Genomic DNA, 25,794 nt, shown 5'->3' with positions numbered 1-25,794 from the left:
CCTTTTGGAGATCGACATTCCCGAGGTGAAGGCCGAGGTGGAAGCCGCGTTCGCGCTTTATGAGGCCGCGCTCGTCGGCAACGACGTGGAGACGCTGGAAGCGTTGTTCAACGACGATCCGCGCACCATCCGCTACGGCGGCGGCGAGAACCTCTATGGCATGGACGCCATCCGCGCCTTCCGCCGCGCCCGCTCGCCGGCAGGCCTCGCACGCGACCTCGCGCAGACGGTCATCACCTCCTACGGCCGTGACTTTGCCGTGGCATCGACCCTGTTCCATCGCGACAGCGCGCCGGGCAAGGTCGGCCGCCAGCAGCAGACCTGGGTGCGGTTTCCCGACGGCTGGCGCGTGGTCGCCGCCCATGTCTCCATGATCGAGGAGCCCCAGGCCTGACCCGGCTTCCTACGACCTTTCACGGACTTCGCCGCGTGCGGGAATCCCGGTAAAATCCAGCGTCATGACACTCTTTGCGCCGCCCACCCTCAAGACCGCCGCCCCGGCCCCGCGCGTGCGCAAGCGCCGTGCGGTCGGCCGGCCGGTGACGCGCACCGAGGAACTGCGCCTGCAGATTGCCGACGACATCGTTCGCGGCCGGCTCGCCCCCGGGACCGCGCTGGAAGAGGTCGAAATCGCAAAGCGTTACGGCGTATCCCGCACCCCGGTTCGCGAGGCGCTGCGCGACCTTGCCGCCTCCGGTCTGGTGGAGGCGCGACCTCATCGCAGCGCCCTGGTGGCCCAGCCTTCGCTGGAGCGGCTGCGCGGCATGTTCGATGTGATGGCGGAATTGGAAGCCCTGTGCGCCGGTCTCTGCGCGGTGAACATGACACCGGCCGAGCGGGCGGGGCTTGAATCCATCCATTCTGAGCTGGCCGACCTCACCCGCCGCGGCGACGAAGGCAGCTACACGGTGCTCAACGAGCGTTTCCACACAACACTTTATGCGGGCAGCCACAACGATTACCTGACCGAGCTGACCCTCGCCACACGCGCCCGGCTCCAGCCCTTCCGCCGCGCGCAGTTCCGCACCCTCGGCCGCCTGGCCCGCTCGTACGAGGAGCATGATCGCGTGGTGACGGCCATCCTGCGCGGCAACAAGGAGGAGGCGGCGCAGGCCATGCGTTCGCACATCCTCACGGTCGAGGACGCCTACGAGCGCTACGCCGAGACGGTGTGACGGCTCGCGCCGTCCTATTCCGCCGCGTCCACTTCGGTCAGGTTGTCGAGGCCCTGCACGATGTGCTGGGCGAGGGCATCCGCCAGCGGCGATGGCTCGTGGCGATTGCGCAAAAGCCCGATATCGCAAGGTGGTAGGGGCGGGTAGCCTTCCGCGGCGCCGAGCACGCGCATGCCCGTCCGCAGCGCCGATTCCGGCAGCACCGAGACGGCGAGGCCGGAGAGGACCGCCGCCACCACGGCGCCGCAATTGGGGCTGGTGTAGAGGATGCGGTGGCTGCGCCCGGCCCCGGCCAGCCGCGATACCGCGATATCGCGCCACTGGCAGGTGGGCCGCCCCAAGGCCAGCGGCACCGGGGTCTCCAGATGCGCCGCATGGCGGGCGGAGGAAACCCACAGCAGGCGTTCCCGGCGGATCACATGGGCGTTGCGGGAGGTGATTTCCGTGGCTGTGATGATGGCGAGATCGATGGTGCCGGAGGCGATGTACTGCACCAGTTCGGCGGTCGGCTCGCAGATCACGGTCAGCTCGACGGACGGATGGGTGCGCGAAAAACGCGCCATAATATCAGGCAGATAACGGTCGGCGTAATCGTCCGGCACCCCGAGGCACACGCGCCCGGACAGCTCCGCGTCGGCGAAGCTCGAAACCGCTTCCATGTTCAGCTTCACGATGCGCCGGGCATAGTCCAGCAGGCGTTCGCCGTCTTCGGTGAGGCGGGAGGCGCGGCCGTCGCGGACGAAGACGGGGCGGCCGACCCGCTCCTCGAGCCGCTTCATCTGCATGGACACCGCCGACTGGGTCTTGTGGACCACCTCCGCCGCCTTGGTGAAACTGCCGGTTTCGGCAATGGCCACAAAGGTTCTCAGCTGGTCGGGGTCAAGCATGGCCGTCATCGTCGCGCTCCTGTGGGGCAGCCCTGCGCCAGCCGCATGGGCCGGCCGCCCCGTCGCCGCAATCATCACGCAAAACGATACGAGAGATGAAAAACATTCGCTAGCGTGATTTGTGCGAAGCATCCAGAAAGGTCCTGCCGATCGGATGCGGCGCGAAATCGGGTGGTTTCACCGGGGTGTCAGGGCCAGTTTCAGGCCCGTTCGGCACATGCCGGGTGTGTTCAGACCATCACGGCCCCGGAAAGGAGGGTCGGCGGAGCGCATCCAGGCAACGGAGATGAAGATGACGTACCATGGTGAGACCCGCAGGACCCCCTTCGCCCCCGCGGGCGAACTCGTCGCCGCCTTGTGCCTCTCGGCCATTGGCGTCGCCGCCAAGGGCCTGAACTCGGTGAAGACCATCGGCCGCGTCATCGAGCGCCGCCAGATGATGGCCGACCTCGCGCATCTCGACGACCATATGCTGCGCGACATCGGGGTGACGCGGGCGGATGTGCGCGATGCCGTCGCTGCGCCGCTGTTCGAGGACCCGACCCAGCTTCTGGTGCTGCGTGCCAAGGAGCGGCGCGCTGCGGCGCGGCTCGCCAGCTGGCGCGGTTATCCGGCGGACTGACCGCAGGCCCGAGACTTTGACGATCCGCGAATGCGCGAGCACAAGCTTCCGCGATCCCGCGACTGGATGATTTCAAGTATCGAGACGTTCAACGATCCGGCGGAAGCGCCCCTCGACTCCGCCGTGCCTCGACCCGCGCCGTCCGCAACCGGCGCGGGTCGATTTTTTTGCCTGAGGCCTACTTTCCGCCGCCGCCCGACGACTTGTCGCCCGGGAATCCGTTATCGGGGCGGCCGAGGCGGGGGCGGTCCGGCGGCAGGGTCTCGGCTTCCTGCACATTCTGCGCCGCCGCATTCATGCTCTGGGTGGCGGCGGCCATGGAGGCCGCGGCCGAGCGCATGATGTTCATCCAGAATTCCGGAACCGCATAGGCCTGCCGGCTCGCCTCCGGGGCGCCGGGCTGGGCCGGCGGGGGGAAGGGCGGCGGGAAGCCCTGCGCGAACATCTGGGCGAAGAAGTTCTGGAACGGCAGCAGCGGCGCGGGCGGGGGCTCCGGCGGCTTTTCCCGCGTGGGCGGCACGCCGGCCTGGGTCATGGTCTTGGACATGGCGTTCACCACGTCCTGCCACGCGGTGGCGGGGGTGCGCTGGGGCGCGGGGGCCGGCGCCGCGCGCTGGAACATCATCTGAGCATAGGCATCGGCCCAGGGATTGCCGGTGGTGTAGGGCCGCCCGCCCTGCTCGGTGGCGGTGCTGGTGAAGGCGAGGAAGGCGTCGATCCAGGGATTGCCCGAGGAGATCGGCGCGATCTTCTGCTCGGTCTGGCCCGGCATCCGGCTCAGCATGGCGGCCAGCATCTGCTGCAGCGCGCCGGAGGCGGCGAGCGACTTGGCGAGCCCGCCCACCACCAGGGTGGCGTAGGTCGGCATCACCTGCTTCACCATGGCCATGCCGAGGCCCGTGGAGGAGGCGACGTGCGCGGCCACGGCACGGCTGACCTCGGACGAGCCGAAGACGGTATCGAGCGCCTCGGACCCCGCGCGGGTCAGTTCGGCCGGGGCGGCGGGCTGGGAATAGAAGGCGCCGTAGGGACCGCTGGTCATCAGGGTCATCAGCGCGGCGAGGGATTCGGGGGACTGGGAGGCCTGCTTGAAGGCTTCGGCGAAGGCAGGCATCACCGCCTCGGCGACCTGCTGGGCCTGCTGCGCGGAAAGGCCATACATGCGGCCGATATTGTCCATCGCCTGCCCACCCTGGGCGGCGCGCAGCATCTCCACGAACTGATCCATACACGAACTCCGTCGGACCACGGGCACGCAACGGGCGGAGGCGTTCCGCACGGGCATCTGCCCGAAATCTTGGCAGCGAGCTTACGCCATCATCCTGCCGAAATCACGAAATGGTTCGGTGGTGTCAGGAGAATTGAGGGGGAGGGGGAAAGGATGCGAGCGGGCCCGGCGGCGGTCGCCGAAGGGATGTTCGAGGTCCGGTGCAAGCTACCCGCGCGGCGGCCGATGCACCCCTCTTCTTCAAGGGGAGAGGGAGTACGGCCGGTGCTTGAGGCCCAGGCTGTTTGCACCCTTCCCTTCCAGTCGGCGAGCCCCGCCCGCTTACCCCGAGAATTCGGTCTCGTGGCTGAGGATGTCCTGCGCCTCCGGGTTGAGCGGGCGGGCGCGGCGTTCGGGCTCGGTGAGGGGCTCGGGCTCCACCTTGGGCCGCGAGAAGGCATCGCCGCCGGCGAACAGGCCGTCCTGCATCTGCCGCTCCAGCCGCGCCCGGTCGCGCTCACGCACGTCGGCGATGCGGGCTTCGGCGGCGGTCTCGCTCACCCCGAGCGCCTCCAGGGTGCGGGCGCCGAAGGAGAGGGCCGATTCGAGGGTCTCGCGCAGCTCGAAATCGACGCCGAGGCGCACCAGCTCCATGGAATGCACGCGATCGAAGCTGCGCACGAACAGGCGCGGCCCCTGGATGGAGGTGCGTACGATCTCGACGATGCGGTTGGCGTCGTCCTTGTTGTCGACGCAGACGCAGATGACTTCCATCGACTCCGCGCCCGCCGCGCGCAGCACGTCGAGCCGCGTGCCGTCGCCATAGTAGATGTGCACGCCGAACCGGCCGGCGCTCTGGATCATCTCCACGTCCTTGTCGATGATCGTGACGCTGACATCCTGCGCCAGCAGGCATTGTGAGACGATCTGCCCGAACCGGCCGAAGCCGATGACCAGCACCGAGCCGTCGGCGTCGGTGAAGTCGTCTGCGGGCGGCTCCGGCGCCGGCGGGGCAAAGCGCGGCAGGAAGCGCGACACGCCGGCGAACAGCAGCGGGCCGAGCACCATAGTGAGCGCGGCCAGCGCGATGAGCAGGTCGGCCTGCTCCGTGCGCAGGATGCCGTTTGCGAGGCCGAGGGGGAACAGCACGAAGGCGAATTCGCCGGCCGCCATCAGCGCCACCGAGGCGCGCAGGGAATCGCCGGGCGCGATGTTGTCGGCGCGGAACACGAGATAGACGACCACCGACTTGATGACCGCTACCGCCAGCGCGCCCACCACCAGGCGCGGGATGTGGTGGAGGATCACGTCGATGTTCAGCGTCATGCCGATGCTCATGAAGAAGATGGCGAGCAGCAGGCCGCGGAAGGCGTCCACATTGGCTTCGAGTTCGTGGCGGAAGGTGCTTTCCGAAAGCAGGAGGCCGGCCAGGAACGCGCCCATGGCCGCCGACATGCCGGCCATCTCCATGAGGCCTGCGGCGCCGAGCACCACCATGAGCGCCGCCGCCGTCATCGCCTCGCGCGCGCCGGAGCGGGCCAGCACCCGGAACAGGGGATTGAGCAGGTAGCGGCCGGCGACGACGATGACGGCGATGGCGCCCACGGCCATGGCCGCCTGCATCAGCGTCGCCTTTGGATCGTGGATCTCGCTCTCGCTGCCGGGGGCGAGCAGCGGCACCAGCGCCAGCAGCGGCACCACCGCGATGTCCTGGAACAGCAGGATGGAGAAGGTGCGCTGCCCGTAGGGGCTGCCGAGGTCGCCACGCTCGCCCACGAGCTGGAGCGCGATGGCCGTGCCCGACACCGAGAGCGCGAGGCCGGAGACCACCGCCGCCGCGACGCCGAATCCAAGGCCGAAATAGGCGAGCAGCGCGAAGGCCAGCGATGTGAGCACCAGTTGCGCCGTGCCCAGCCCGAAGATGTAGTGGCCCATGGAAAGGAGGTGGGATGGCTTCAGCTCCAGCCCGACGAGGAACAGGAGCATGACCACGCCCAGCTCGGCGACCGTATGCACCACCGAGGGATCGGCGACGTTGAGGCCGATGGGGCCGATGGCGATGCCGACCAGAAGGTAGCCGACGATGGGCGAGAAGCCGATGCGCTTGGCGACGAGGACCGCGATGACGGCGGCGCACATGAAGGCCAGCGCCCCACCGAACAAGGCGTGTTCATCGACTGGCATGCGCGACGTCCTCCCCCGACCGTCCCGATCCCTGACGGATCAGAACGCCTTCCGCAAGGGCTGCATTCAAGCAACTTCGGCGCCACCCATCCCCGGCGGCCCCTGCTCATCGCTCATGACCGGCGAGCGTGTCGAAACCATGCCGTGGACGCGGCGCGGGGGTGGCCGTCCGCGCAAGCGTGACGACCGTCCACGCCCTTACTTGAGGGCATCAAATCCCGGGCCGAATCCGTTGAGGCTGAGCGGGACGCCGATGCCTTCCTCGGGCGTCTGGAAGATGATGAAGGTGGCGAGCTTGCCAGTCTTGAGACGACCGACGAGGGTTTCGTCCATCACCACCTCGGCGACGCAGCCATTGGGCAGGCAGCGCACGAAGCCGGCGCGGCCGATGTCCTGGTCGTCGATCTTGAGGCCGAGGCCGGCGGGCAGAAGCACGCCCAGCGGCGCCAGCACGCGCAGAAGGCGGCTCTTCTGGTCCGAGGTCTTCAGAACGATCACGGTGAGGCCGACATTGGGCCGGTCCTCCGCCTGCACCGACTGGAGGAGCACGCACTGCTCGCTCTGCGCGCCGGGCGGGGTATCGCAGCGAATCTGCCACTCGCCGAACACCGACTTCACCACGCCCTGCGCCGCCGCCGGGGCCGCCGCCGAGAACAGCGCGGCCACGAACGCGCCGACAAACAGCACGAGCGCGCGCCCCCCGACGCGGCGGGTCGCGGTGCCGGGCGTTTCGGCGCGATCGGTCTCAATGGCGGGAAAAGGTCGGAACGACAGGACCATCGCAAGCTCCGGCAGGGTCCGGCGGGGGAGGCCGGGCGATCCTGCCTTATCTGATTTCGTGAACCAATGCCTTAATGCCCAAGCCATCGCGTCAACAATGGGGCAGGAGCGACTTTCCCCCGCCGGCAATCCGGCCGGGCATCCTTGCGTAAACCACGGACGGGGTGCGCGGTATTTTGTCTCTTGCGCCCCGTTTGGAACCCCGTGCGACTCGTTCGAGGGGGTGTGTAGCGCTGGCTAAAGTGGAGTTAGAACAATTGGTTACTAAAACGGCCGGCGCGCCCGCCGCCGCCCGCCAGGACCGCCTTGGACGTTTTGTCCAATTGGGCAAACCCCGGGCGATTGCAAGGCGCCCCCAATTGTGTTTGATGAATCTTAGGGAGAGTGCCTGCCCAAAAACAACGCAGTCCGCACGGCTGCAAAACGCGGGTTTCGCACTCGAATAGGCTGCGTGTCGCGCTTCATCGGCGCGCCGGCGGCGGGGAATTTTCCGGCGGGTCTCCGCCGGCCAGGGAGATGGGTAGAAGATGATGTCGCTCATTCGCACCGCGGCCCGTCTGCGCGATGCTGCCCTCGCCGCCGGCGCCTTCGCCGCGGCGATGCTCGCGAGCGCGGCGGCCCACGCCCAGATGGGCCAGCCGGCCCCGTGGCAGATCAACCTGCAGGATGCCGTCACCCCGGTGATGGAGAACATCCACAGCTTCAACGTGCTGCTCATCACCATCATCACCGCCATCGTGCTGTTCGTGCTGGTGCTGCTGGTGATCGTGGTGGTGCGGTTCAACGAGCGCGCCAATCCGGTTCCCTCCAAGACCAGCCACAACACGATGATCGAGGTGGCCTGGACGGTGGTGCCGGTGCTGATCCTCGTGGCCATCGCCATCCCCTCGTTCCGGCTGCTGCACCTCGAATTGAACATCCCCAAGCCCGACCTCACCGTGAAGGTGACGGGCCACCAGTGGTACTGGTCCTACGAATATCCGGATAACGGCGGCTTCGGCTTCGACTCCTACCTCGTCGCCGAGAAGGACCTGAAGCCCGGCCAGCCCCGCCTCCTCGCGGTGGACAACGAGGTGGTGGTGCCGATCAACAAGAACATCCGCATCCAGGTGACGGCGGCGGACGTGATCCACTCCTTCGCGGTGCCCTCCTTCGGCGTGAAGATCGACGCCATGCCGGGCCGCCTGAACGAGAGCTGGTTCAAGATCACCCGCGAGGGCGTCTATTACGGCCAGTGCTCCGAGCTGTGCGGCCGCGACCATGCCTTCATGCCCATCGCCGTGCGCGCCGTGAGCGAGGCCGACTTCAACGCCTGGGTCGCCCAGGCGAAGGCCAAGTTCGCCTCCGCCAAGGATGCCGAGGGCAAGTTCGCCGATGCCGGCACCTCTGAGGGTGTCGCGACCGCGCGCTGACGGTTCTGGGTCCGCGATGGCGGACCCTTGAGGTTTCTCCGCGCGGCGGACGGCCGGGCGGTTCCCAGAATAGATGCGGCGCGGCGGGACGGGGCGGCGCCGGGAACACGAGGAAAGCGGGAATGGCCACCGAGGCAGTCACCCACAGCCATCACGACGATCACGACACCCACGATTCCCATATCCCCACGGGCTGGAAGCGCTGGGTCTTCTCGACCAACCACAAGGACATCGGCGTGATGTACCTGATCTTCGCCATCGTGGCGGGGATCGTGGGCGGCGCCCTCTCCATCGCCATCCGCATGGAGTTGCAGGAGCCGGGTCTCCAGATCTTCAAGGATCCGCAGACCTTCAACGTCTTCACCACCGGCCACGGCCTCATCATGATCTTCTTCATGGTGATGCCCGCGCTCATCGGCGGCTACGGCAACTACTTCGCCCCGCTGATGATCGGCGCGCCGGACACGGCGTTCCCGCGCATCAACAACATCGCCTTCTGGCTGCTGCCGCCCGCCTTCATCCTCGCGCTCTCCTCGCTGTTCGTGGAAGGCGCGCCGGGCACCAACGGCTTCGGCGGCGGCTGGACCATCTATCCCCCGCTCTCGTCCAAGCTCGGCCACCCCGGCCCGGCCATGGACCTGCTGATCTTCTCGCTGCACATCGCGGGCGCGTCCTCGCTGCTCGGCGCGATCAACCTCATCACCACCATCTTCAACATGCGCGCCCCGGGCATGACGCTGCACAAGATGCCGCTGTTCGCCTGGTCGCAGCTCATCACCGGCTTCCTGCTGCTGCTGTCGCTGCCCGTTCTGGCCGGCGCCATCACCATGCTGCTGACGGACCGCAACTTCGGCACCACCTTCTTCGACCCGGCCGGCGGCGGTGACCCGATCCTGTTCCAGCACCTGTTCTGGTTCTTCGGCCACCCCGAGGTGTACATCCTTATCCTGCCCGGCTTCGGGCTGATCTCCCACATCATCTCCACCTTCTCGCGCAAGCCCGTGTTTGGCTACCTCGGCATGGCCTACGCGATGGTCGCCATCGGCGTGGTGGGCTTCGTGGTGTGGGCGCACCACATGTACACGGTGGGTCTGTCCTCCTCGACCCAGTCCTACTTCGTGGCCGCGACGATGATCATCGCGGTGCCGACGGGCGTGAAGATCTTCTCCTGGATCGCCACCATGTGGGGCGGCTCCATCCAGTTCCGCACGCCCATGCTGTGGGCGATCGGCTTCATCTTCCTGTTCACCGTGGGCGGCGTCACTGGCGTGGTGCTCTCCAACGCCGGCATCGACCGCTCGCTTCACGACACCTACTACGTGGTGGCGCACTTCCACTACGTGCTGTCGCTCGGCGCCGTGTTCGCCATCTTCGCGGGCTGGTACTACTGGTTCCCGAAGATGTTCGGCTACATGATCCCCGAGTTCTGGGGCAAGCTGCACTTCTGGGTCACCTTCATCGGCGTGAACCTGGTGTTCTTCCCGCAGCACTTCCTCGGCCTCGCCGGCATGCCCCGCCGCTATGCGGACTATCCGGACGCCTTCGCCCACTGGAACTTCGTCTCCTCGGTCGGTTCCTACATCTCGGGCATCGCCGTGCTGATCTTCCTCACCGGCACGACCCTCGCCTTCCTGCGCAAGGAAAAGGCGGCGGACAATCCGTGGGGCGAGGGCGCGACCACGCTGGAATGGACCCTGTCCTCCCCGCCGCCCTACCACCAGTTCGAGGTCCTGCCCCGCATCAAGTGAGGCAGTGACGCAGCTCCGGAGCCGCGGGAAGCCGCGGCTCCCATCGGCCCATCCGGGCCGCCTCTTCCGAAACGAAGTCTCGAACGTGCGTCCAAGGTTGCCGGAGTAGCGAAATGAGTGATGAGCGTGCCAGCCTGACCGGACCCGACCCGTACGCCATGGCGTCGGGCGGCGTTGTGGCGGGCGGGGCTGCGTCGGCCGGCGTCGCCGCTGCCGGCGAGGGCCTGGCCGCGCCGCGCGATTATTTCGAGCTTCTGAAGCCGCGTGTGATGTCGCTGGTGATCTTCACCGCGCTGGTTGGCCTCGTCCGCGCGCCGGGCGATGTTCATCCGGTCATCGCCTTCACCGCGCTCCTGTGCATCGCCGTGGGCGCGGGCGCGTCCGGCGCGCTCAACATGTGGTGGGATGCGGACATCGATGCCGTGATGACCCGAACCCGCGGCCGTCCGGTGCCGTCCGGCCGCGTGACCGGGCAGGAGGCGCTGGCCTTCGGCCTCACCCTGTCCGCCTTCTCGGTGGTGGTGCTCGGCCTCCTGGTCAATGCGCTCGCCGGGGCGCTGCTCGCCTTCACCATCTTCTTCTACGTGGTGATCTACACCATGTGGCTGAAGCGCTCGACCTCGCAGAACATCGTCATCGGCGGCGCCGCCGGCGCCTTCCCGCCCCTGGTCGCCTGGGCGGCGGCATCCGGCACGGTGTCGCTGGAGCCGGTGCTGCTGTTCGCCATCATCTTCTTCTGGACGCCGCCCCACTTCTGGGCGCTGGCGCTGTACCGGGCCGACGACTACGCCCGCGCCGGCGTGCCCATGTTGCCGGTGACGGCGGGGCCGGACGAGACCCGCCTCCAGATCCTCCTCTACACCCTGTTCCTCGTGCCGCTGGCCGCGAGCCCCGCCTTCCTCGGCTACGCCGGCCTCGCCTATGGCGCGGTCTCGGTGCTCGCCGGAGCCTGGATGATCGTCCTCGCCGTGCGCGTCTTCCGCGTCCGCGAGGGCGAGGCGGCGGTCAAGGCGGCCAAGGGCCTGTTCGGATTTTCCATCGTGTATCTGTTTGCATTGTTCGCGACGCTGCTCGGCGAGGCGGTCATTGGTGGCCTGCTGCGATGAGCGGTGAGAAGAAGCAGAAGCCGCGTCCTCCGCAGGAGGAGGGCGTCGTGCTCACACCGGAGCAGTTGAAGCGGCGGCGGGCGCGCAGCATCGCCATCGCCTCCGTGCTGGGGTTCCTGGCACTGCTGTTCTACGTGGTGACCATCGTGAAGCTCGGCCCCAACGTGCTCAATCGCCCGCTCTAGGGCTGGGTGAGGCGGACGGGCAAGGGTAACAGGCGAGGTTAACAGGCAAAAGGGTCCGGGGGGCTTCCGGACACGAGGACGAGGAATGGACGAGGCGAACGAGACGATGGCCGAGAGCGCCCCCCGCGCCGCCCGACACTGGGTGGTGGCGGCCGCGTGCGTCGGCTTCATCGCCGCCATGGTGGGTGTCACCTACGCCTCCGTGCCGCTCTACGCCATGTTCTGCTCGCTCACCGGCTTCGGCGGCGCCACCCGCGTCGGTGCCACGCCCACCGCAGCTCCTCTCGAGCGCGAGATCACCATCCGCTTCGACGCCAACGTCTCGCCCGGCCTGCCGTGGGCCTTCGCGCCCGTGCAGCGCGAGATGACGGTGAAGATCGGCGCCACCAGCCTCGCGCACTACACCGCGCAGAACCGCTCCGGCGACGACACCCGCGCCAACGCCACCTACAACGTGTCCCCACCCCAGGCCGGCGCCTATTTCGTGAAGCTGCAGTGCTTCTGCTTCGAGGAGCAGACGCTGGCCGGCCGCGAGAAGATGGACATGCCGGTGGTGTTCTACGTGGACCCGGCCATCGCCGACGACCCGGACCTGAAGACGCTGAAGGACATCACGCTGTCCTACACCTTCTTCCCGGCGAAGGCGGACAGGCCGCAGGTGCGCGCCGACGCGGACGGGGTGCGCAAGCCGCTCTAGGCGGCGCGCGGAACGATCACCGCCCCGACCGGGGCATGACATTCGGGCGGCGCCGCCGTCCAGAACGCAAAGGGTCCCCCGGCGTGAAGCCGGGCGGGCTCACGAGACAGGGAAAAGGGGAGGCCGGTTCGCCATGGCCGACGTACACGTCAAGCAGCACGATTACCACGTCGTCGACCCGAGCCCGTGGCCGATCATCGGCTCGGTGGCGGCGCTGATCCTCACCTCGGGCGCCGTGGTGTGGATGCACGGCGGCACCTCGCTCATTATGATCGCTGGCTTCCTCGGCGTGCTCTACACCATGTTCGGCTGGTGGCGGGACGTGATCCGCGAGAGCCGCGCCGGCTTCCATACCCGCGTGGTGGTGCTCGGCCTGCGCTACGGCATGATCCTGTTCATCGCCTCAGAGGTGATGTTCTTCGTCGCCTGGTTCTGGGCCTTCTTCGATGCGTCGCTGTTCTCCGGCGAAGCCATCAATTTCATGCGCATGGACTTCACCGGCGGCGTGTGGCCGCCGAAGGGCATCGAGAGCCTCGATCCCTGGCACCTGCCGCTGCTCAATACGCTGATCCTGCTCACCTCGGGCACGACCGTGACCTGGGCGCACCACGCGCTGGTGCATGGCGACCGCCAGGGCCTCAAGTGGGGCCTGTGGTGCACGGTGGTGCTCGGCGTTCTGTTCTCCATGTGCCAGGCGTACGAGTACGTCCACGCGCACTTCCATTTCGCCGGCAACATCTATGGTGCGACCTTCTTCATGGCGACCGGCTTCCACGGCTTCCATGTGATCGTGGGCACCATCTTCCTCGCCGTGTGCCTGATGCGCACCTACATGGGCGACTTCACCCCCGAGAAGCACTTCGGCTTCGAGGCGGCCGCCTGGTACTGGCACTTCGTGGACGTGGTCTGGCTGTTCCTGTTCACCTTCGTCTATGTGTGGGCGCAGGGCGGGCACGCCTGATCCGCGCGGGCTTAACCGCGCCAGAGACACCACGCAGGCCGGCGCACCCACGCGCCGGCCTTCTCATTTCGGCACCGGAGGTGCCCCGTGTCGCTTGATCCCTATCACGCTCCCGTCTCGCCCTTCGCGGCGGGCCTCTCCTGCCGGTGCCCGCGCTGCGGCCGTGGCCCGCTGTTCAAGGGCTTCCTGGACCTCGCGCCCTCCTGCACCTCCTGCGGCCTCGACTATGATTTCGCCGATGCGGGCGACGGGCCGGCGGTGTTCGTCATCCTGTTCGCCGGGTTCATCGTGGTGGCCCTCGCCTTCTGGGTGGAGGCGAAGTTCGAGCCGCCCATGTGGGTGCATGCGCTGTTGTGGATCCCCGCCATCCTCGTGGTGACCCTCGGCCTGTTGCGGCCGCTGAAGGCGCTCATGGTGGCGCTGCAGTATCGCAACAAGGCCTCCGAGGGCCGGCTGGACCATCACGGCCAGTGACCGGAACCACGCCTTCCCCTGCGCCGCGCGGGCGGGGCCTTCTCCTGCTCGTCCTCGCCTGTGCCGCCTTCGCCGTGCTCATCGGCCTCGGCACCTGGCAGCTCAACCGGCTCGCCTGGAAGGAGGCGCTGCTCGCCCGCGTGGAGGCCCGCGTCCACGCTGCCCCCGAGGCGGTGCCGCCCCCCGATCGCTGGCCGTCGCTCACCCGCGAGGCGGATGAATACCGCCGGGTGAAAGTGCGCGGCACCTTCGACCACGCGAAGGAAGCCTTCGTCTACACCGTGCGCGGCGAGGATGCGGCCGGCCCGGTGAAGGGGCAGGGGTTCCTGGTGGTGACGCCGCTGATTCGGGCCGATGGCCCGCCCATCCTCATCAACCGCGGCTTCATCCCGGCCGACCGGCGCGATCCCGCGACGCGGGCGGAAGGCCAGGTCACGGGCGAGGTGGAGGTGGTCGGCCTGCTGCGCTTCCCCGAAGAGGCGAGCTGGTTCGTGCCGGCTAACGATCCGGCCCATGGCAGCTTCTACCGCATGGAGCCGGCCGACATCGCCGCTGCCCGCGGCCTTTCCGGCGCGGCGCCCTTCCTCATCGATGCGGATGCGACGCCGGTGCCGGGCGGCCTTCCCATCGGCGGCGGCACCCGCATCGCGTTCCCCAATCGGCATCTGGAATATGCGCTCACCTGGTACGGCCTCGCGGCGTCGCTGGTGGGCGTCGCCATCGCCGTTTTCATCAGCCGGCGCCGGCGCGCGTCCTGACGGGAGGCGTTGCCGATCTGCAACGCGGGGCCGGGATCGTCGCGGCGGCCTTGACCCGGCACTTGGTTAACCCTCACCCTGCGCCAGCGGTTTTGCCGGCTTTTTTGCCGTGCACAGGCGTCGCGGTGTTGGCAATTCATAAAGCGGCGCCGCCGCAGGATGGCCGCAGGTTCTGTCAGAGGTTTCCCCAATGGTCGTGTTCCGCAAGCTGCGTTCCCTCCTCCTCGCCACGGCTTTCGCGGGGGGAGCGTGCGGCGTCGCGCATGCGGCCGACATGTTCTCGCCGCCGCCGGCCACGCCGGTCCCGCCCTCGGCCAACGAGGACTGGTACCTCACCATCGGCGCGTCCCTCTCGGCGGACCCGAGCTATCCCGGCGCGGACAACTACTCGGCCCGGCCAGGCCTCATCTTCTCCATCCGCAAGGCGAGCCAGCTCAACGTCTTCCGCAGCGTGGACGACAATCCGTCCTTCGCCATCTTCGACACGGGCAATTTCCGCGTCGGCGCCGTCGGCCGCATCGACTGGGGCCGCGATGCCGGCGATTCCCTGCGCCTGACCGGCCTCGGCAATATCGATCCGGCAGTGGAAGCTGGCGCCTTCGCCGAGTGGTACCTGACGGACTGGTTCCGCACCCGCGCAGAACTGCGCTACGGCGTCGGCGGCTTCGAGGGCATCCGCGGCCTGCTCGGGGCCGACGTGATCCTGCCCTACGGCCAGTGGCGCTTCGCTGTCGGCCCCCGCCTCACCTATGGTGGCTCGGGCTACATGAGCACCTATTTCGGCGTGACGCCGCTGCAGTCGGTGGTGGCCAACGCCTATGGCAATCCGCTGCCGGTCTACAACGCCTCTGCCGGCTTCGACATGGTGGGCGCCATGGCGCAGCTCACCTACAATTTCCGCAACGGCTTCGAGACCGGCGTGTTCGGCGGCTATGGCCGCCTGCTGGGCGATGCGGCGTCCTCGCCCCTCACCACCGACGCCAACCAGTTCACCGCCGGCGTCTCCCTCAGCTACACCTTCAACATCGGCAAGTCCTGGTGGTGAGAGATTTGGTGTTGAGAGGTTTGAGGGTAAGGGTTCCGGGCTGAGGTTCAGCCCGTGACGCGCCTTTCCAGCTTGGCCAGCGTCTGCTGGCCGAGTTCGATCGCGCCGAAGCCCTTGGCAGCCTGAAATTCGGCCGCCGTGCTGAACACCATGCCCAGCGTGACCTTGGTCGCCCCGTCCTGATCGTCGAACGCCGCCCAGGCGTCGGCGTGCTTCGGCCCGTTCTCGCCCCAGAGCAGGGAATAGGCGATCCGCTCCTGCGGCCGCACTTCCCGGTAGAGATGGTGGTTGGGGAAGACGGTGCCGTCGGGCCCGATCATGTCGAACACCCATTCGCCGCCCTGCCTGAGATCGATGCGTGCGGTGCGGCAGGAGAAGCCGTCCGGCCCCCACCACTGCGGCAGCGACTGGGGATTCATCCAGGCGCCCCAGACCACGGCACGCGGGGCCTTGATGACCCGCTCCAGCACCATGGTGCGCTCGGCCGCGCCGGCGAGATTGCCGAGCCCGGCATCGAAGCCCTGCCGGTATCCCGCTTCCATGTCGGCGGCGAGCGCGGAGAGCTGGACCGTCACGACAAGCCGGCTGCGTTCGCCGTTGCCGGAGAAATCCGCCGTCACCAGAGCCGCCGACTGCGTGGCGCCCTCGGCGGAGACCACCTCGTAGTTCACGCTGCGCGCAGCGGGCGAGATCGCCAGCCAGCCGCATTCGCACCGGATGTCGGGCTGGCCCTCGACCTTGCAGACCGAGACCTCGCGGCCGCCCACGCGGGTGTCGGCCTCCAGGAATTCCACAGTGACGGCGGCCGTGGGCGCGGCCCACACCGCCCGCGCGGCCGGGGCGGTCCAGGCCTGCCAGAGGGTCGAGAGCGGCGCCGAAACCGCGCGCTCAAAGGTCAGGGTGGCGAAGCGGCCGGGTGCGTCCTGCACGGTCATTGGGGTCCTCCCTTCATCACGTTGGTCACGAAGGCATCCAGCCGGTCGAGCCGGGCCTCCCAGAGGGCGCGTTGTTCGTCGAGCCAGGTGCGCGCGGGCTCCAGCGCCTCCGGGCGGATGGCGCAGGTGCGCACACGCCCGTCCTTGGCCGTGGCGATCAGCCCGGCCTCCTCCAGCACGGACAAATGCCGCATCACCGTTGGCAGGCGCAGGCCCGTGGGGCCGGCGAGATCCGTCACCGCCGCAGGCCCCTCGGCGAGGCGCGTCAGGATCGACCGGCGGGTCGGATCGGCCAGCGCGTGGAAGAGCAGCGAGAGATCGGGATCATGCTTAGCCATGTTGCTAAGTATAGAGGCGCAAGCGGCCGCCGCAAGGAAAACTTCGCACTTTAGCTAAGTATTGTCTCCGGCGAGGCGCAGAAGGCTCTATTCGCCGCCACCACCACCGCCGTCCCCGTCACCCGAGCCGCCGCTGTCGCCGGAATCGGGGCCGCCGCCGCTGTGGCCCACATGGGGGGATTCGCCCCCCGCCTCGCCGGAATGGTGGTGGGCGGAATATCCGGCCGCGATGATGAGCGCGCCGCCCGCTGCCGCCGCCGCTGCTGCCCGCGCCGCATTGGCCGTGTCCGGCTCGCTGCGGGCAGCCGACGCGGCGGGGGCGGGGGAGTCCTCCCGGCCGATCCCGTAGTCGGCCGGCGGCTTCGCGCGACCTGCCCCGGTATCCGGCTTCGCGGCGGCAGCCTTCGCGCCATCCCCCGTGGCCTTCCCGCCGCCGCGCACGCTGAGAAACAGCGCCAGCGGCGCGCCGATGACGAGAAGGGCGACGAGGATTTGCGTCGCGTCCATGGGTCAGCGCTGCTCCCGCCGGGCGAGGAAGGCGAGGCGCTCGAACATGTGGACGTCCTGCTCGTTCTTCAGAAGCGCGCCGGCGAGCGGCGGAATGGCCTTGCGCACGTCCTTTTCGCGCAGGGTCTCAAGCTCGATGTCCTCGGCCATCAGCAGCTTGAGCCAGTCGATCAGCTCGGAGGTGGACGGCTTCTTCTTCAGCCCGGGCACGTCGCGCAGCTCGTAGAAGATGCGCAGGGCCTCGCCGACGAGCCGCTGCTTGATGCCGGGGAAATGCACTTCGACGATCGCCCGCATGGTCTCGGGGTCGGGAAAGCGGATGTAGTGGAAGAAGCAGCGGCGCAGGAAGGCGTCCGGCAACTCTTTCTCATTGTTGGAGGTGATGATGACGAGGGGGCGCTGGCGCGCCTTCACCTGCTCGCCCGTCTCGTAGACGTGGAACTCCATGCGGTCGAGTTCCTGCAGCAGGTCGTTGGGAAACTCGATGTCCGCCTTGTCCACCTCGTCGATCAGCAGCACCGGCCGCGCGTCGGACGAGAAGGCCGTCCACAACTTTCCCTTGCGGATGTAATTGGCGATGTCGTGGACCTTGGGGTCGCCGAGCTGGCTGTCGCGCAGGCGGGCCACCGCGTCATATTCGTAGAGGCCCTGCTGCGCCTTGGTGGTGGACTTCACGTGCCACTCGATCAGCGGCGCCCCGAGCGCCGACGCAACCTCCTGTGCCAGAACGGTCTTTCCGGTGCCGGGCTCGCCCTTGATGAGCAGCGGGCGTTCGAGGACGAGGGCCGCGTTCACGGCGACCTTGAGGTCGTCGGTGGCCACATAGCTCTTGGTGCCCTCGAACCGCATGAGACGTGATCCCTTCCCGCGCTCTCTCGCGCCGCAGCAAGGTCGGCACGCCGCGCCCATCCGTCAAGGGGCGGAGCCCGCAGGACAAGGACATCCCGGTTGTCGTAACTCGAAGGCGTCGATATAAGCGCGGCGACCATGGGGCCTCCTCCTGGCCGAAAGGTCGGCTCCGCCGGCCCGCACGCCGGGGCGGCAGCCCTTAAGTTCCGTGACGGGGAGTTCGTCGTCGGTGCTTGGCTCCACGCAAGGCCGGATGGGCATGATCCGACTTGCCGCGTCTCGCTTCGACGGCAGAGCGACGCATATCGAGGACCTTGCTGATGTCGATCCAAATCGACGAGGACTATCGGCCCCGTGAGGATGAGCCCTTCATGAACGATCGGCAGCGCGAATATTTTCGCCTCAAGCTGCTGCGTTGGAAGGACGATATTCTGAAGGAGGCCCGCGAGACCCTGCAGCACCTTCAGGACGAGAACCAGAATCACCCGGATCTGGCGGACCGGGCCTCGTCCGAGACCGACCGCTCAATCGAGCTGCGCGCCCGCGACCGCCAGCGCAAGCTGATCGCCAAGATCGACGCGGCGCTCCAGCGGATCGAGGACGGCTCCTACGGCTATTGCGAGGACACCGGCGAGCCGATCTCGCTGAAGCGCCTCGAGGCCCGGCCCATCGCCACCCTCTCGGTAGAGGCCCAGGAGCGTCACGAGCGGCGCGAGCGGGTCTATCGCGACGACTGAGCCGTCCTCCCGGGTGGCACCATTTCAAATGTGCAGAAGGCCGGCGGAGCCATCGCCCCGCCGGCCTTCTTGCGTCCGGCACCGGCCCCGTGGCCGGCGAACGGTTCAGCGGCTGCGCGCGTTGGTGCGGCCGAGCAGGTTGGCCATCTCGGCGTCGAAATCATCCAGCGGGTCGCGCGGGGTCTCCGGCTCGACGCGGGGCGCCTCCCCGGCGTGGGGGGCGCTCGGGGGCGCGGCGACGACGGGCGGCAGGGGAGGCGCCGCGTGGGACGAGCCCGCAGGGGCCGGGGCGTGGATCACCGGAGCGGCGACATCCGTGGACACCGGCGTTACGGTCGGGGAGGGGGCACGCAGCAACGGGCTCGAAGTCTCGGGCCGGAGCGGGGCCTCCTCGCGGCTCACGTCACGCAAGGCGAGCGGCTCACGGCGCGGCTGCTCCGGCGCCGGCAGCGGGCGGCTCTCGCCGGCCGGGCGGAAGGCGAACTCCCGCGGGCGCAAGGACGTGTCGGGGCGGGGGGCGTCGATCCGGGGCGCGTCCGGGCGGGGCGCCTCGGTGCGCGGGGTCGGCTCCGTGCGCGGCCGCGGCTCGGTCGAGCGCAGGCGCGACTGGGACAGGAAGCGCGACAATGGACCCTCGCTCGACCGCGGCGGCGGCGGGGGCTCGATCACCGGCTCGGGGCGGGGGGCCGGCGCTGGTTCGGCGGGCGTCTCGGGCTCGTCGCCGAGCAGGTCGGAAAGGCTGATCTGCGGCGCGGCGGAAGCCGGCTGCGGGTGGACAAGCGCGGCGTCGAGGCGGTGGGTGAGATCCTCGAGTTCCGCAGCGACCTCGCTGACGGCGGGGGGCGCGTCTTCGGTCTCAACCCGGGGAGCCTCGACCTTGGCGGCCTCGACCTTCGGGGCTTCGACCTTCGGCGAGTCAATTCTGGGCGAGTCAATACGGGGAGCATCGCTCTTGCCCGCGTCGCTTTTGCCGGCATCGAGCCGGGACGGCGTGCTGGCGGCGAACTCGGCCTTGAGGGCGTCCAGGCGAGCCTGGTCGGGCCGGGGGGCCTCGGCCCGCACGGTGTCCCTGGAGGGTTCCTTCGGGGCGTCCTTGGCCGCGGCGGACTCGGGCGCGCCATCGGCGGCACGCGGGGCGGAGCGGCCGGAGAGGGTGCCGTCGCCCCGCATCAGGGGCCGCCGCGCCAGGGCCGAACGGCGCTCCTCGCGGGTGTTGGCGGGCGATGCTTCTTCCGCTGCGGCAGGTTCGGGCGCCGGAAGGCTGGCGGCGGGGACATCCGCGGCGAGAGCCACCGGAGCCGGCGCGGCGGAGAGGGGGCGGCGCGGCGTGGGACGTTGCAGGCTCGGTGCTTCGCGCGGGGGCGTCACGGCGGCAGGCGCGGCTTCCACCGCTTCGGCACCGCCGATGTTCTGTTCGATCACGAGGTCGCTGTTGCCGCCGATCAGCAGCAGGTGCTCCACCTCGTCGCGGCGGATTAGAACGAGGCGGCGGCGCGGGTCCACGGATACGCTGTCGAGCACGGAGAGGCGGGGGCCGGCCCGGCCGCGGCGCTCGCCGCCGGCGGTGCGGGCGGCGAGGCGGCGCATCACCAGCACCGTCAAGCCCAGCAGCGCCGCGATCACGATGGCCGCAACGGCCACCCGAATCGGGAGCGCGAGCTGGGTACCGAACATCTGCTGTAGCATCATGCCTCCGCTTAACTCGAACCGGGCACGTCCTCGGGCGTGGGCCCGTCGGTGGCCTCCCTCCGGCATCCTTCCGGAACGCGCGATGTCCCTCGGACCATCCTGCCCAGAAGCATCGTCCCCTGGACCATCGCGCCGTCAATATCACGAAATGCCCGGACGTCCGGACGCGCCAATAGCCGCGCCGGGAGCGCATCGTGAGCCTCAGGGCCTAAGGTTTTGTTGATAATCGTGGCAGGATTTAAGTCACCGGCGATTCTCTCCCTTAAATCCGTGCGAATGATGCACGCATCTGGGCGGCAGATCGCCTGAACGGGTCGCCGGAATGGTAAAAGAGCGCATGCGGGGTCGCCAGACAAAGGACCAGGGAACCGCCGTGCGGCGCAAGAAGGGTCGTGGGGCGGGGCCGCTGGGCGCCCGGCTCTTCATCGTCGCCTTCGCGCTCGCGGGGGGCTTCGTGGGCGCGACGATCCTCGGGCGGGACGGGGGCGGCATCGCCTCTGCCATCATCGCGGCGCTCGCCGTGGTCGGGGTGGTCGAGCTTTTCCTTGCCGCCCGGCGCGCCTTCAAGGGCGCGCAGCCGGACGATCCGCTCGGCGAGATTGCCCTTGCGGCATCCGGCGACGCCATGGCCGTGGTGGAGGATGGCGAGCGCATCGTCGAGGCCAATGCCGCCTACCTGCGCATGTGCCGTAGCGGCACTGCCGAGCCGCCGCTGCCGGAACGCTTCCTCGCCCGCATCCCCGGCAGCCAGGGGACGGTGGGCGAACTGCTCAATGCCGTCGCCGGGGCAAGCCCCCACCTGAGCACCATGCCGTTCGGCGGAGGCGCGGGCGGTCGGCAGCTTGAGGTCTCGGTGCATCCCGTAGGCGGGACCCGGCGTGTGCTGTGGACCCTGCGCATGGTCGATACCGCCGAGGCCGAGCCGGCGCCGGCGTTCGCTCCCGCACCTGCGCCCGCTGCCGCCCCGTCCCCTGCAGCCGCTCCCGCGCCCGTCGTGGCGAAGCCGCTGCCGGCGGCGCCCGCGGTGCGCGCGCCGGAGCCGGTGGTGGTGGCACCCGCTCCGACTGCTCCCGCGGTGGCTCCCGCCGTCGCCGCTCCCTCTCCCGTGCCTGCTCCTCTCGCTCCGACACCCCCGTCGCCCGCGCCCGAAGGCTATGCCGGGCCCGACCTGGTGGCGGCGTGGGAGGAATTGCCGGCCGGCCTGCTGCGCATCGTCGGCGGCCGGGTGGTGGACCCCAACCTCACCTTCTGCCGGATGCTCGGCTACGCCCTCGCCGATTGGGGGCCGGACGGCATGGCGCTCAGCCGGGTCGTCACGCCCGAAAGCCTGCCGGCCCTCGCGGCGGCGCAGGCGAACGGCGGCCGGGCGTCGCTGGTCGCGGCGTTCCGGCGCAAGGATGGCGCGGCGCTTCCGGTGCTGTTGCGCATCGCCGCCACCGCCGAGGGCACCGGCGCCGTCGCCTTGCCGCTCGATGCGGTGGAGGGCGCGCTCGGCGCGGCCCCCGCCGGGGGAGGCCCAGCCGCTGGCGCCGAAGCCAACGGTATAGAAGGCGGTGGCGGCCAAATCCTCGGCGACCTGTTCTTCCGGCGTGCCCCTCTGGCCATGGCGCTGGTGGACCGGTCCGGCGGCGTGCGCGCCGCCAATGCGGCCTTCGAGCGCCTGTTCGGCCGCGATGCCGCCGGCCGGCCCCTCGCCGCGCTGGTGGCCGATGCCGCCGGCACCGAGGCGCTGCTCGCCGCCGCGGCCGGCGCCAGCGAGCCGCCCGCGCCCTGCGACGTGACTCTGGCCGGCGCAAATGCCCGCTCGGCCCGCTTCTATGCGGCGCCGCTTGGCGCCAGCGGCGACATCGCGTTGTGCGCCATCGACATGACCGAGCAGCGGGCGCTGGAGGTGCAGTTCGCCCAGTCGCAGAAGCTGCAGGCGGTGGGGCATCTCGCGGGCGGCGTGGCGCACGATTTCAACAACGTGCTCACCGCCATCATCGGCTATTGCGACCTGCTGCTGGCCAAGCACCGGCCGAGCGATCCGTCCTTCCCGGACATCATGCAGATCAAGCAGAACGCGAACCGCGCCGCCGGGCTCGTTCGGCAGCTGCTCGCCTTCTCCCGGCGCCAGACCCTGCGCCCGCAGGTGATCGAGCTGGCCGACGTGATCTCGGATGCCGCCGCGCTGCTGCGCCGCCTCATCGGCGAGCGCATCACGCTGGATGTGGAGCACGCCCGCGACCTGTGGCCGGTGAAGGTGGACGTAAACCAGTTCGAGCAGGTGATCGTGAACCTCGCGGTGAACGCCCGCGACGCCATGCCGGACGGCGGCACCCTCACCATTCGCACCGGCAACGTGCCGGCCGCCGGCTGCGGCGCCTATGGGCAGGGGCTGCAGGAGGGCGACTATGTCATGGTGGAGGTGGCCGACACCGGCACCGGCATTCCGCCCGACATCATGGACAAGATCTTCGAGCCCTTCTTCTCCACCAAGGAAGTGGGCAAGGGCACCGGGCTCGGCCTGTCCACGGTCTATGGCATCGTGCAGCAGACCGGTGGCACCATTCTCGCCGACAGCGAAATGGGGCACGGCACCACCTTCCGCGTCTTTCTGCCCCGCCATGTGGGCGGCCTCGAGGAGGAAGAGGCACCCAAGCCCGCCGAGCCGGAGCCGAAGGCCGGCGATACCACAGGGCAGGGGCGCCGCGTGCTGCTGGTGGAGGACGAGGATGCCGTGCGCGCCTTCGCCAGCCGGGCGCTGGCCAATCGCGGCTACGAGGTGCTGGCTGCGGCGAGCGGCGTCGAGGCGCTGGAGCTGATGAACCGGGAAGGCAGCGTCGATCTCGTCATCTCCGACGTGGTGATGCCGGAGATGGACGGCCCGACCCTGCTGCGGGAGTTGAGAAGCCGCGAGCCGGGGCTGAAGGTGATCTTCATCTCCGGCTATGCCGAGGAGGCATTCGCCCGCAACCTGCCTCCGAGCGAGCATTTCTCCTTCCTGCCCAAGCCCTTCTCCCTGAAGCAGCTGGTCGCCGCGGTGAGCGAGACGCTGAGGGCCTGAACCCGGCGCCTCCGGCGCCGGTGCATTTCTCTAACGTAATGAGAGAGAAGGGATATCGGCGCCCCCTGTGGCGCTCCGTCAGGCGCCGCGCGCTCTAGACGGGCGGCCTGCGATTGCGCATTGTCAAGGCGCGGCCCTGCCGGCGGCCGCCAGATCGGCGCACCGCGCCCGGTCTGCGGCCGGGGCGGGCCGGCGAGGGGGAGGACCCTGACTTGACACCAAGACGCACGAACATGCGGCGCCGGGAGCTGGCGGGCTGGTCCCGCATCGCCGTGGCGCTGGCCTTCGGCTGGACCACGAGCCTCTATCCGGCCATCGCCCAGCAGAGCGCGCCTGATACCGGCGCCCCGGCGACCCAAGCGCCGGCCGCCCCGCCGACAACGCCGCCGGATGCCGCGCCTCAGGTCGCGCCTCAAGCGGCCCCGCCGCCCGCTGCTCCCCAGGCAGCGACGCCGCCCGCTGCTCCTTCTTCGGCCCCGCCGCCCGCCACGGCCGTTGCGCCCCCTCCTGGCGTGCCGACTGACGGTGCTCCGGCCGGTGCGCCTCCGGCCGCGCCGGCGTCCTCGCTCTATACGCTGGCCGAGCTTGAGACCCTGCTCGCGCCGTATGCGCTCTACCCCGACACGCTGCTCGCCCAGATGCTGCCGGCCACCGCCTATCCGCTGGAGCTGGTGCAGGCGCAGCGCTGGCTGGACACTCACAAGAGTGCGGTGAAGAAGGGCGATTTCTCCGGTGCCGACGCCCAGAAGTGGGACCCCTCGGTGAAGGCGCTGACGCGCTTCCCCACCGTCGTCGCCAAGCTGAATGAAAATCTCGATGCCACCCAGTCCATCGGCTACGCCTTCGTCAGCCAGCCGGAGGACGTGTCGGTCGCCATCCAGACCCTGCGCGCCAAGGCCGAGGCGGCCGGCACGCTGAAGACCAACGACAAGCAGGTCGTGACCAGCCGGCAGGAAGACGGCCGGAACGTGGTCTACATCACCTCGGCCGACCCCACGATGGTCTATGTGCCGACCTACGACCCGACCACGATCTACACCGCGGCCGGCGTGGGCCTGCTGGCCTTCGGGGCCGGCGTGCTCGTCGGCAGCGCCTGGAGCAATCCGTGGAACTGGGGGCGCGGCTGGGTCTACCCGCCGCCGTGGCCTGGCTATCCCGGCTGGCGTCCGCCGCCGCCCCGCCCGCCGGGCGGGTGGCCGGGCGGTCCCGGCCACCCCGGCTGGCCGCCGCCTCCCGGCTATCCCGGAGGTCCGGGCTATCCCGGCTACCCGGGCAAGCCCGGTGGTCCGGGCTATCCCGGCAAGCCGGGCGGTCCCGGTTATCCCGGTGGCCCCGGCTATCCCGGTGGTCCCGGCGGCCCTGTCGGCCCGTGGAAGCCGAATCCCGCCAAGCCGCTTCCCGGCAAGCCCGGCTATCCGGGTGGCCCGGGCTATCCCGGCAAGCCCGGTGGACCGGGCGGCCCCGGCTATCCCGGTGGTCCTGGTGGTCCGGGTGGTCCTGGTGGTCCGGGTGGACCCGGCTATCCCGGTGGCCCCGGCAAGCCGGGCGGTCCGGGCGGACCGGGCTATCCGGGTGGTCCCGGTGGTCCAGGCAAGCCGGGTGGACCGGGCGCTGCCGGGCAGCCGGGCGGTCCCGGTGGTCCCGGGAATGCAGGCAAGCCCGGTGCACCCGGAAGCGCGGGCAAGCCCGTCGGTCCGGGCACGACGGCGAAGCCGGTGAAGCCCACCGGCAGCTCGCAGCAGCTCAAGAAGGGCAGCGGCGGCAAGTCGAGCGTGAAGCCCGCAGGCAGGCCCTCCGGGCAGCCGAAGCAGTACCGCAGCGGCGGCGGCCCCAAGATCCAGGGCGGCGGCGGCGGCGGCGGGCGCGGCGGCGGTGGACGTCCGGGCGGCGCACGGCCCCATCGCTGAGCAGGTGCCGGGGGAAGCCCCGGCTCCGGCATGCCCGCAGAATCGCCGGGGCGGAATCGCCCCGGCCGGGCATCGGTGATCGACCGGCGCGACTCGCGCCGGTGCCGGTTGGTCTGTGCAAAGCGGCCGGTCCGCCGGGCAGGTGGAGGGGAAGACGCACACGGCATTGTGTCGCACGGATGCAACAGTCGCCCGCAACTGCATCTTGCACAGAATTGAGGCCCTCCCGATCTACCTCCCCTGAGAGAACCGCAGGCCGGCTCCGGCCCAGCTTTCGCGGCGCTGCGAAAGGGGCGGCGCGGCGGCCGTGGACCGGCTGCCCCGGGCGCACCGGCGATCCTCCGCCAAAGGCATGACACCTTGGCCGATCCGCGCACTTGCCTCCCTTCTGGCGCTGCGATAAGGCTCTCGCGTCGTTTCGAACTTCTCTAGCCGGACGGCGCGGTAACGCTTCAGGCGATCAGCCGTTTCAAGCTCCTTAAGACCCAATTGGGTGACCCAAGCGCGGCGCCCATGGCACCGACCGAGCGCTCCGAGGTGCGAGC

At 69.5% G+C, this 25,794-nt stretch carries 24 protein-coding genes; 15 read left to right on the top strand and 9 right to left on the bottom strand.

Going from position 1 to position 25,794, the window contains the following annotated elements:
- Window positions 1-4: 4 nt before the first annotated feature.
- Entirely contained in the window at window positions 5-394 is a 390-nt protein-coding gene (gene hpxZ / locus ACT54R_RS01265; protein ID WP_476322632.1) for an oxalurate catabolism protein HpxZ, read from the top strand.
- 64 nt (window positions 395-458) lie between these two features.
- Window positions 459-1,175, top strand: a complete 717-nt coding sequence (locus ACT54R_RS01260; RefSeq protein ID WP_476322629.1) for a GntR family transcriptional regulator — start codon at window positions 459-461, stop codon at window positions 1,173-1,175.
- Window positions 1,176-1,189: 14 nt separating this feature from the next.
- On the opposite strand, the gene ACT54R_RS01255 is transcribed toward ACT54R_RS01260, so the two are convergent.
- Window positions 1,190-2,071: a LysR substrate-binding domain-containing protein gene (locus tag ACT54R_RS01255; RefSeq protein WP_476322626.1), complete on the bottom strand. Its 882-nt coding sequence runs from the start codon at window positions 2,069-2,071 to the stop codon at window positions 1,190-1,192.
- A gap of 283 nt (window positions 2,072-2,354) precedes the next feature.
- Here ACT54R_RS01255 and ACT54R_RS01250 point away from each other — a divergent pair, with 283 nt between their 5' ends.
- The gene (locus tag ACT54R_RS01250) at window positions 2,355-2,684 is read left to right on the top strand and encodes a DUF1127 domain-containing protein (protein ID WP_476322623.1); all 330 of its coding nucleotides are present in this window, start codon (window positions 2,355-2,357) and stop codon (window positions 2,682-2,684) included.
- A 178-nt stretch (window positions 2,685-2,862) separates the two neighbouring features.
- Here ACT54R_RS01250 and ACT54R_RS01245 read toward each other — a convergent pair whose 3' ends face one another.
- The 3 genes from ACT54R_RS01245 to ACT54R_RS01235 form a co-directional block, all read right to left on the bottom strand.
- Window positions 2,863-3,912: a DUF937 domain-containing protein gene (locus ACT54R_RS01245; RefSeq protein ID WP_476322620.1), complete on the bottom strand. Its 1,050-nt coding sequence runs from the start codon at window positions 3,910-3,912 to the stop codon at window positions 2,863-2,865.
- Between the two features lie 321 nt (window positions 3,913-4,233).
- Complete coding sequence (locus ACT54R_RS01240; RefSeq protein WP_476322617.1) at window positions 4,234-6,075, bottom strand: monovalent cation:proton antiporter-2 (CPA2) family protein; 1,842 nt, start codon at window positions 6,073-6,075, stop codon at window positions 4,234-4,236.
- 198 nt (window positions 6,076-6,273) lie between these two features.
- Complete coding sequence (locus ACT54R_RS01235; protein ID WP_476322614.1) at window positions 6,274-6,855, bottom strand: invasion associated locus B family protein; 582 nt, start codon at window positions 6,853-6,855, stop codon at window positions 6,274-6,276.
- Between the two features lie 530 nt (window positions 6,856-7,385).
- Between ACT54R_RS01235 and coxB the strand changes: the two genes are divergently transcribed.
- The 9 genes from coxB (at window position 7,386) to ACT54R_RS01190 (ending at window position 15,241) form a co-directional block, all read left to right on the top strand.
- Window positions 7,386-8,267, top strand: coding sequence for a cytochrome c oxidase subunit II (coxB, locus tag ACT54R_RS01230; RefSeq protein WP_476326332.1), 882 nt, complete (start codon window positions 7,386-7,388; stop codon window positions 8,265-8,267).
- A 122-nt stretch (window positions 8,268-8,389) separates the two neighbouring features.
- On the top strand, window positions 8,390-10,015 hold the full coding sequence (gene ctaD / locus ACT54R_RS01225; RefSeq protein WP_168458166.1) for a cytochrome c oxidase subunit I: 1,626 nt from the start codon (window positions 8,390-8,392) through the stop codon (window positions 10,013-10,015).
- 113 nt (window positions 10,016-10,128) lie between these two features.
- Window positions 10,129-11,121 (top strand): heme o synthase, encoded by a 993-nt coding sequence (locus tag ACT54R_RS01220; protein ID WP_476322610.1) that lies wholly within the window; start codon window positions 10,129-10,131, stop codon window positions 11,119-11,121.
- On the top strand, window positions 11,118-11,306 hold the full coding sequence (locus ACT54R_RS01215) for a hypothetical protein (protein ID WP_168458164.1): 189 nt from the start codon (window positions 11,118-11,120) through the stop codon (window positions 11,304-11,306). The genes ACT54R_RS01220 and ACT54R_RS01215 overlap by 4 nt, the downstream gene beginning before the upstream one ends.
- Before the next feature lie 85 nt (window positions 11,307-11,391).
- On the top strand, window positions 11,392-12,003 hold the full coding sequence (locus ACT54R_RS01210) for a cytochrome c oxidase assembly protein (protein ID WP_168458163.1): 612 nt from the start codon (window positions 11,392-11,394) through the stop codon (window positions 12,001-12,003).
- 133 nt (window positions 12,004-12,136) lie between these two features.
- The gene (locus ACT54R_RS01205; protein ID WP_476322606.1) at window positions 12,137-12,964 is read left to right on the top strand and encodes a cytochrome c oxidase subunit 3; all 828 of its coding nucleotides are present in this window, start codon (window positions 12,137-12,139) and stop codon (window positions 12,962-12,964) included.
- Window positions 12,965-13,051: 87 nt separating this feature from the next.
- Window positions 13,052-13,438 carry a DUF983 domain-containing protein gene (locus ACT54R_RS01200; protein WP_168458161.1) on the top strand — a complete coding sequence of 129 codons (387 nt, stop codon included), beginning with the start codon at window positions 13,052-13,054 and terminating at the stop codon, window positions 13,436-13,438.
- Window positions 13,435-14,196: an SURF1 family protein gene (locus ACT54R_RS01195; protein ID WP_476322602.1), complete on the top strand. Its 762-nt coding sequence runs from the start codon at window positions 13,435-13,437 to the stop codon at window positions 14,194-14,196. The genes ACT54R_RS01200 and ACT54R_RS01195 overlap by 4 nt, the downstream gene beginning before the upstream one ends.
- 190 nt (window positions 14,197-14,386) lie before the next feature.
- Window positions 14,387-15,241 carry a MipA/OmpV family protein gene (locus ACT54R_RS01190; protein ID WP_476322599.1) on the top strand — a complete coding sequence of 285 codons (855 nt, stop codon included), beginning with the start codon at window positions 14,387-14,389 and terminating at the stop codon, window positions 15,239-15,241.
- 47 nt (window positions 15,242-15,288) lie between these two features.
- Here the strand turns inward: ACT54R_RS01190 and ACT54R_RS01185 are convergent, their stop codons facing one another.
- The 4 genes from ACT54R_RS01185 to ACT54R_RS01170 form a co-directional block, all read right to left on the bottom strand.
- Complete coding sequence (locus ACT54R_RS01185; RefSeq protein ID WP_476322596.1) at window positions 15,289-16,176, bottom strand: SRPBCC family protein; 888 nt, start codon at window positions 16,174-16,176, stop codon at window positions 15,289-15,291.
- Entirely contained in the window at window positions 16,173-16,514 is a 342-nt protein-coding gene (locus ACT54R_RS01180) for an ArsR/SmtB family transcription factor (RefSeq protein ID WP_476322593.1), read from the bottom strand. Before ACT54R_RS01180 ends, ACT54R_RS01185 begins: the two co-directional genes overlap by 4 nt.
- An 87-nt stretch (window positions 16,515-16,601) precedes the next feature.
- A complete protein-coding gene (locus ACT54R_RS01175; RefSeq protein ID WP_476322590.1) occupies window positions 16,602-17,021 on the bottom strand; it encodes a hypothetical protein in 420 nt (139 codons plus the stop codon).
- Window positions 17,022-17,024: 3 nt separating this feature from the next.
- Window positions 17,025-17,870, bottom strand: a complete 846-nt coding sequence (locus ACT54R_RS01170) for an AAA family ATPase (protein WP_476322587.1) — start codon at window positions 17,868-17,870, stop codon at window positions 17,025-17,027.
- Between the two features lie 320 nt (window positions 17,871-18,190).
- On the opposite strand from ACT54R_RS01170, the gene dksA reads away from it, so the two are divergent.
- On the top strand, window positions 18,191-18,607 hold the full coding sequence (dksA, locus tag ACT54R_RS01165) for an RNA polymerase-binding protein DksA (protein ID WP_168458155.1): 417 nt from the start codon (window positions 18,191-18,193) through the stop codon (window positions 18,605-18,607).
- A gap of 105 nt (window positions 18,608-18,712) precedes the next feature.
- On the opposite strand, the gene ACT54R_RS01160 is transcribed toward dksA, so the two are convergent.
- Complete coding sequence (locus tag ACT54R_RS01160) at window positions 18,713-20,296, bottom strand: flagellar biosynthetic protein FliO (RefSeq protein WP_476322584.1); 1,584 nt, start codon at window positions 20,294-20,296, stop codon at window positions 18,713-18,715.
- Window positions 20,297-20,669: 373 nt separating this feature from the next.
- Here ACT54R_RS01160 and ACT54R_RS01155 point away from each other — a divergent pair, with 373 nt between their 5' ends.
- Together ACT54R_RS01155 and ACT54R_RS01150 are read left to right on the top strand one after the other, a co-directional pair.
- Window positions 20,670-23,342, top strand: coding sequence for a response regulator (locus tag ACT54R_RS01155; RefSeq protein WP_476322581.1), 2,673 nt, complete (start codon window positions 20,670-20,672; stop codon window positions 23,340-23,342).
- A 233-nt stretch (window positions 23,343-23,575) separates the two neighbouring features.
- Window positions 23,576-25,249, top strand: coding sequence for a DUF3300 domain-containing protein (locus tag ACT54R_RS01150; protein ID WP_476322578.1), 1,674 nt, complete (start codon window positions 23,576-23,578; stop codon window positions 25,247-25,249).
- Window positions 25,250-25,794 lie beyond the last annotated feature (545 nt).

It is taken from the genome of Xanthobacter sp. DMC47, from assembly GCF_056313845.1.
The sequence above is the reverse complement of the archived record's forward strand: the minus strand, read 5'-3'. Positions and strand labels throughout refer to the sequence as shown.

What these genes read in the sequence shown, in the direction of transcription:
- ACT54R_RS01150 (WP_476322578.1), top strand. Translation starts at nt 23,576, where the DNA reads ATGCGGCGCCGGGAGCTGGCGGGCTGGTCCCGCATCGCCGTGGCGCTG.
- ACT54R_RS01245 (WP_476322620.1), bottom strand. Translation starts at nt 3,912, where the DNA reads ATGGATCAGTTCGTGGAGATGCTGCGCGCCGCCCAGGGTGGGCAGGCG.
- ACT54R_RS01220 (WP_476322610.1), top strand. Translation starts at nt 10,129, where the DNA reads ATGAGTGATGAGCGTGCCAGCCTGACCGGACCCGACCCGTACGCCATG.
- ACT54R_RS01205 (WP_476322606.1), top strand. Translation starts at nt 12,137, where the DNA reads ATGGCCGACGTACACGTCAAGCAGCACGATTACCACGTCGTCGACCCG.
- ACT54R_RS01190 (WP_476322599.1), top strand. Translation starts at nt 14,387, where the DNA reads ATGGTCGTGTTCCGCAAGCTGCGTTCCCTCCTCCTCGCCACGGCTTTC.
- ACT54R_RS01170 (WP_476322587.1), bottom strand. Translation starts at nt 17,870, where the DNA reads ATGCGGTTCGAGGGCACCAAGAGCTATGTGGCCACCGACGACCTCAAG.
- ACT54R_RS01250 (WP_476322623.1), top strand. Translation starts at nt 2,355, where the DNA reads ATGACGTACCATGGTGAGACCCGCAGGACCCCCTTCGCCCCCGCGGGC.
- dksA (WP_168458155.1), top strand. Translation starts at nt 18,191, where the DNA reads ATGTCGATCCAAATCGACGAGGACTATCGGCCCCGTGAGGATGAGCCC.
- ACT54R_RS01255 (WP_476322626.1), bottom strand. Translation starts at nt 2,071, where the DNA reads ATGACGGCCATGCTTGACCCCGACCAGCTGAGAACCTTTGTGGCCATT.
- ctaD (WP_168458166.1), top strand. Translation starts at nt 8,390, where the DNA reads ATGGCCACCGAGGCAGTCACCCACAGCCATCACGACGATCACGACACC.
- ACT54R_RS01175 (WP_476322590.1), bottom strand. Translation starts at nt 17,021, where the DNA reads ATGGACGCGACGCAAATCCTCGTCGCCCTTCTCGTCATCGGCGCGCCG.
- ACT54R_RS01235 (WP_476322614.1), bottom strand. Translation starts at nt 6,855, where the DNA reads ATGGTCCTGTCGTTCCGACCTTTTCCCGCCATTGAGACCGATCGCGCC.
- coxB (WP_476326332.1), top strand. Translation starts at nt 7,386, where the DNA reads ATGTCGCTCATTCGCACCGCGGCCCGTCTGCGCGATGCTGCCCTCGCC.
- ACT54R_RS01180 (WP_476322593.1), bottom strand. Translation starts at nt 16,514, where the DNA reads ATGGCTAAGCATGATCCCGATCTCTCGCTGCTCTTCCACGCGCTGGCC.
- ACT54R_RS01185 (WP_476322596.1), bottom strand. Translation starts at nt 16,176, where the DNA reads ATGACCGTGCAGGACGCACCCGGCCGCTTCGCCACCCTGACCTTTGAG.
- ACT54R_RS01215 (WP_168458164.1), top strand. Translation starts at nt 11,118, where the DNA reads ATGAGCGGTGAGAAGAAGCAGAAGCCGCGTCCTCCGCAGGAGGAGGGC.
- ACT54R_RS01160 (WP_476322584.1), bottom strand. Translation starts at nt 20,296, where the DNA reads ATGATGCTACAGCAGATGTTCGGTACCCAGCTCGCGCTCCCGATTCGG.
- ACT54R_RS01240 (WP_476322617.1), bottom strand. Translation starts at nt 6,075, where the DNA reads ATGCCAGTCGATGAACACGCCTTGTTCGGTGGGGCGCTGGCCTTCATG.
- ACT54R_RS01260 (WP_476322629.1), top strand. Translation starts at nt 459, where the DNA reads ATGACACTCTTTGCGCCGCCCACCCTCAAGACCGCCGCCCCGGCCCCG.
- ACT54R_RS01210 (WP_168458163.1), top strand. Translation starts at nt 11,392, where the DNA reads ATGGACGAGGCGAACGAGACGATGGCCGAGAGCGCCCCCCGCGCCGCC.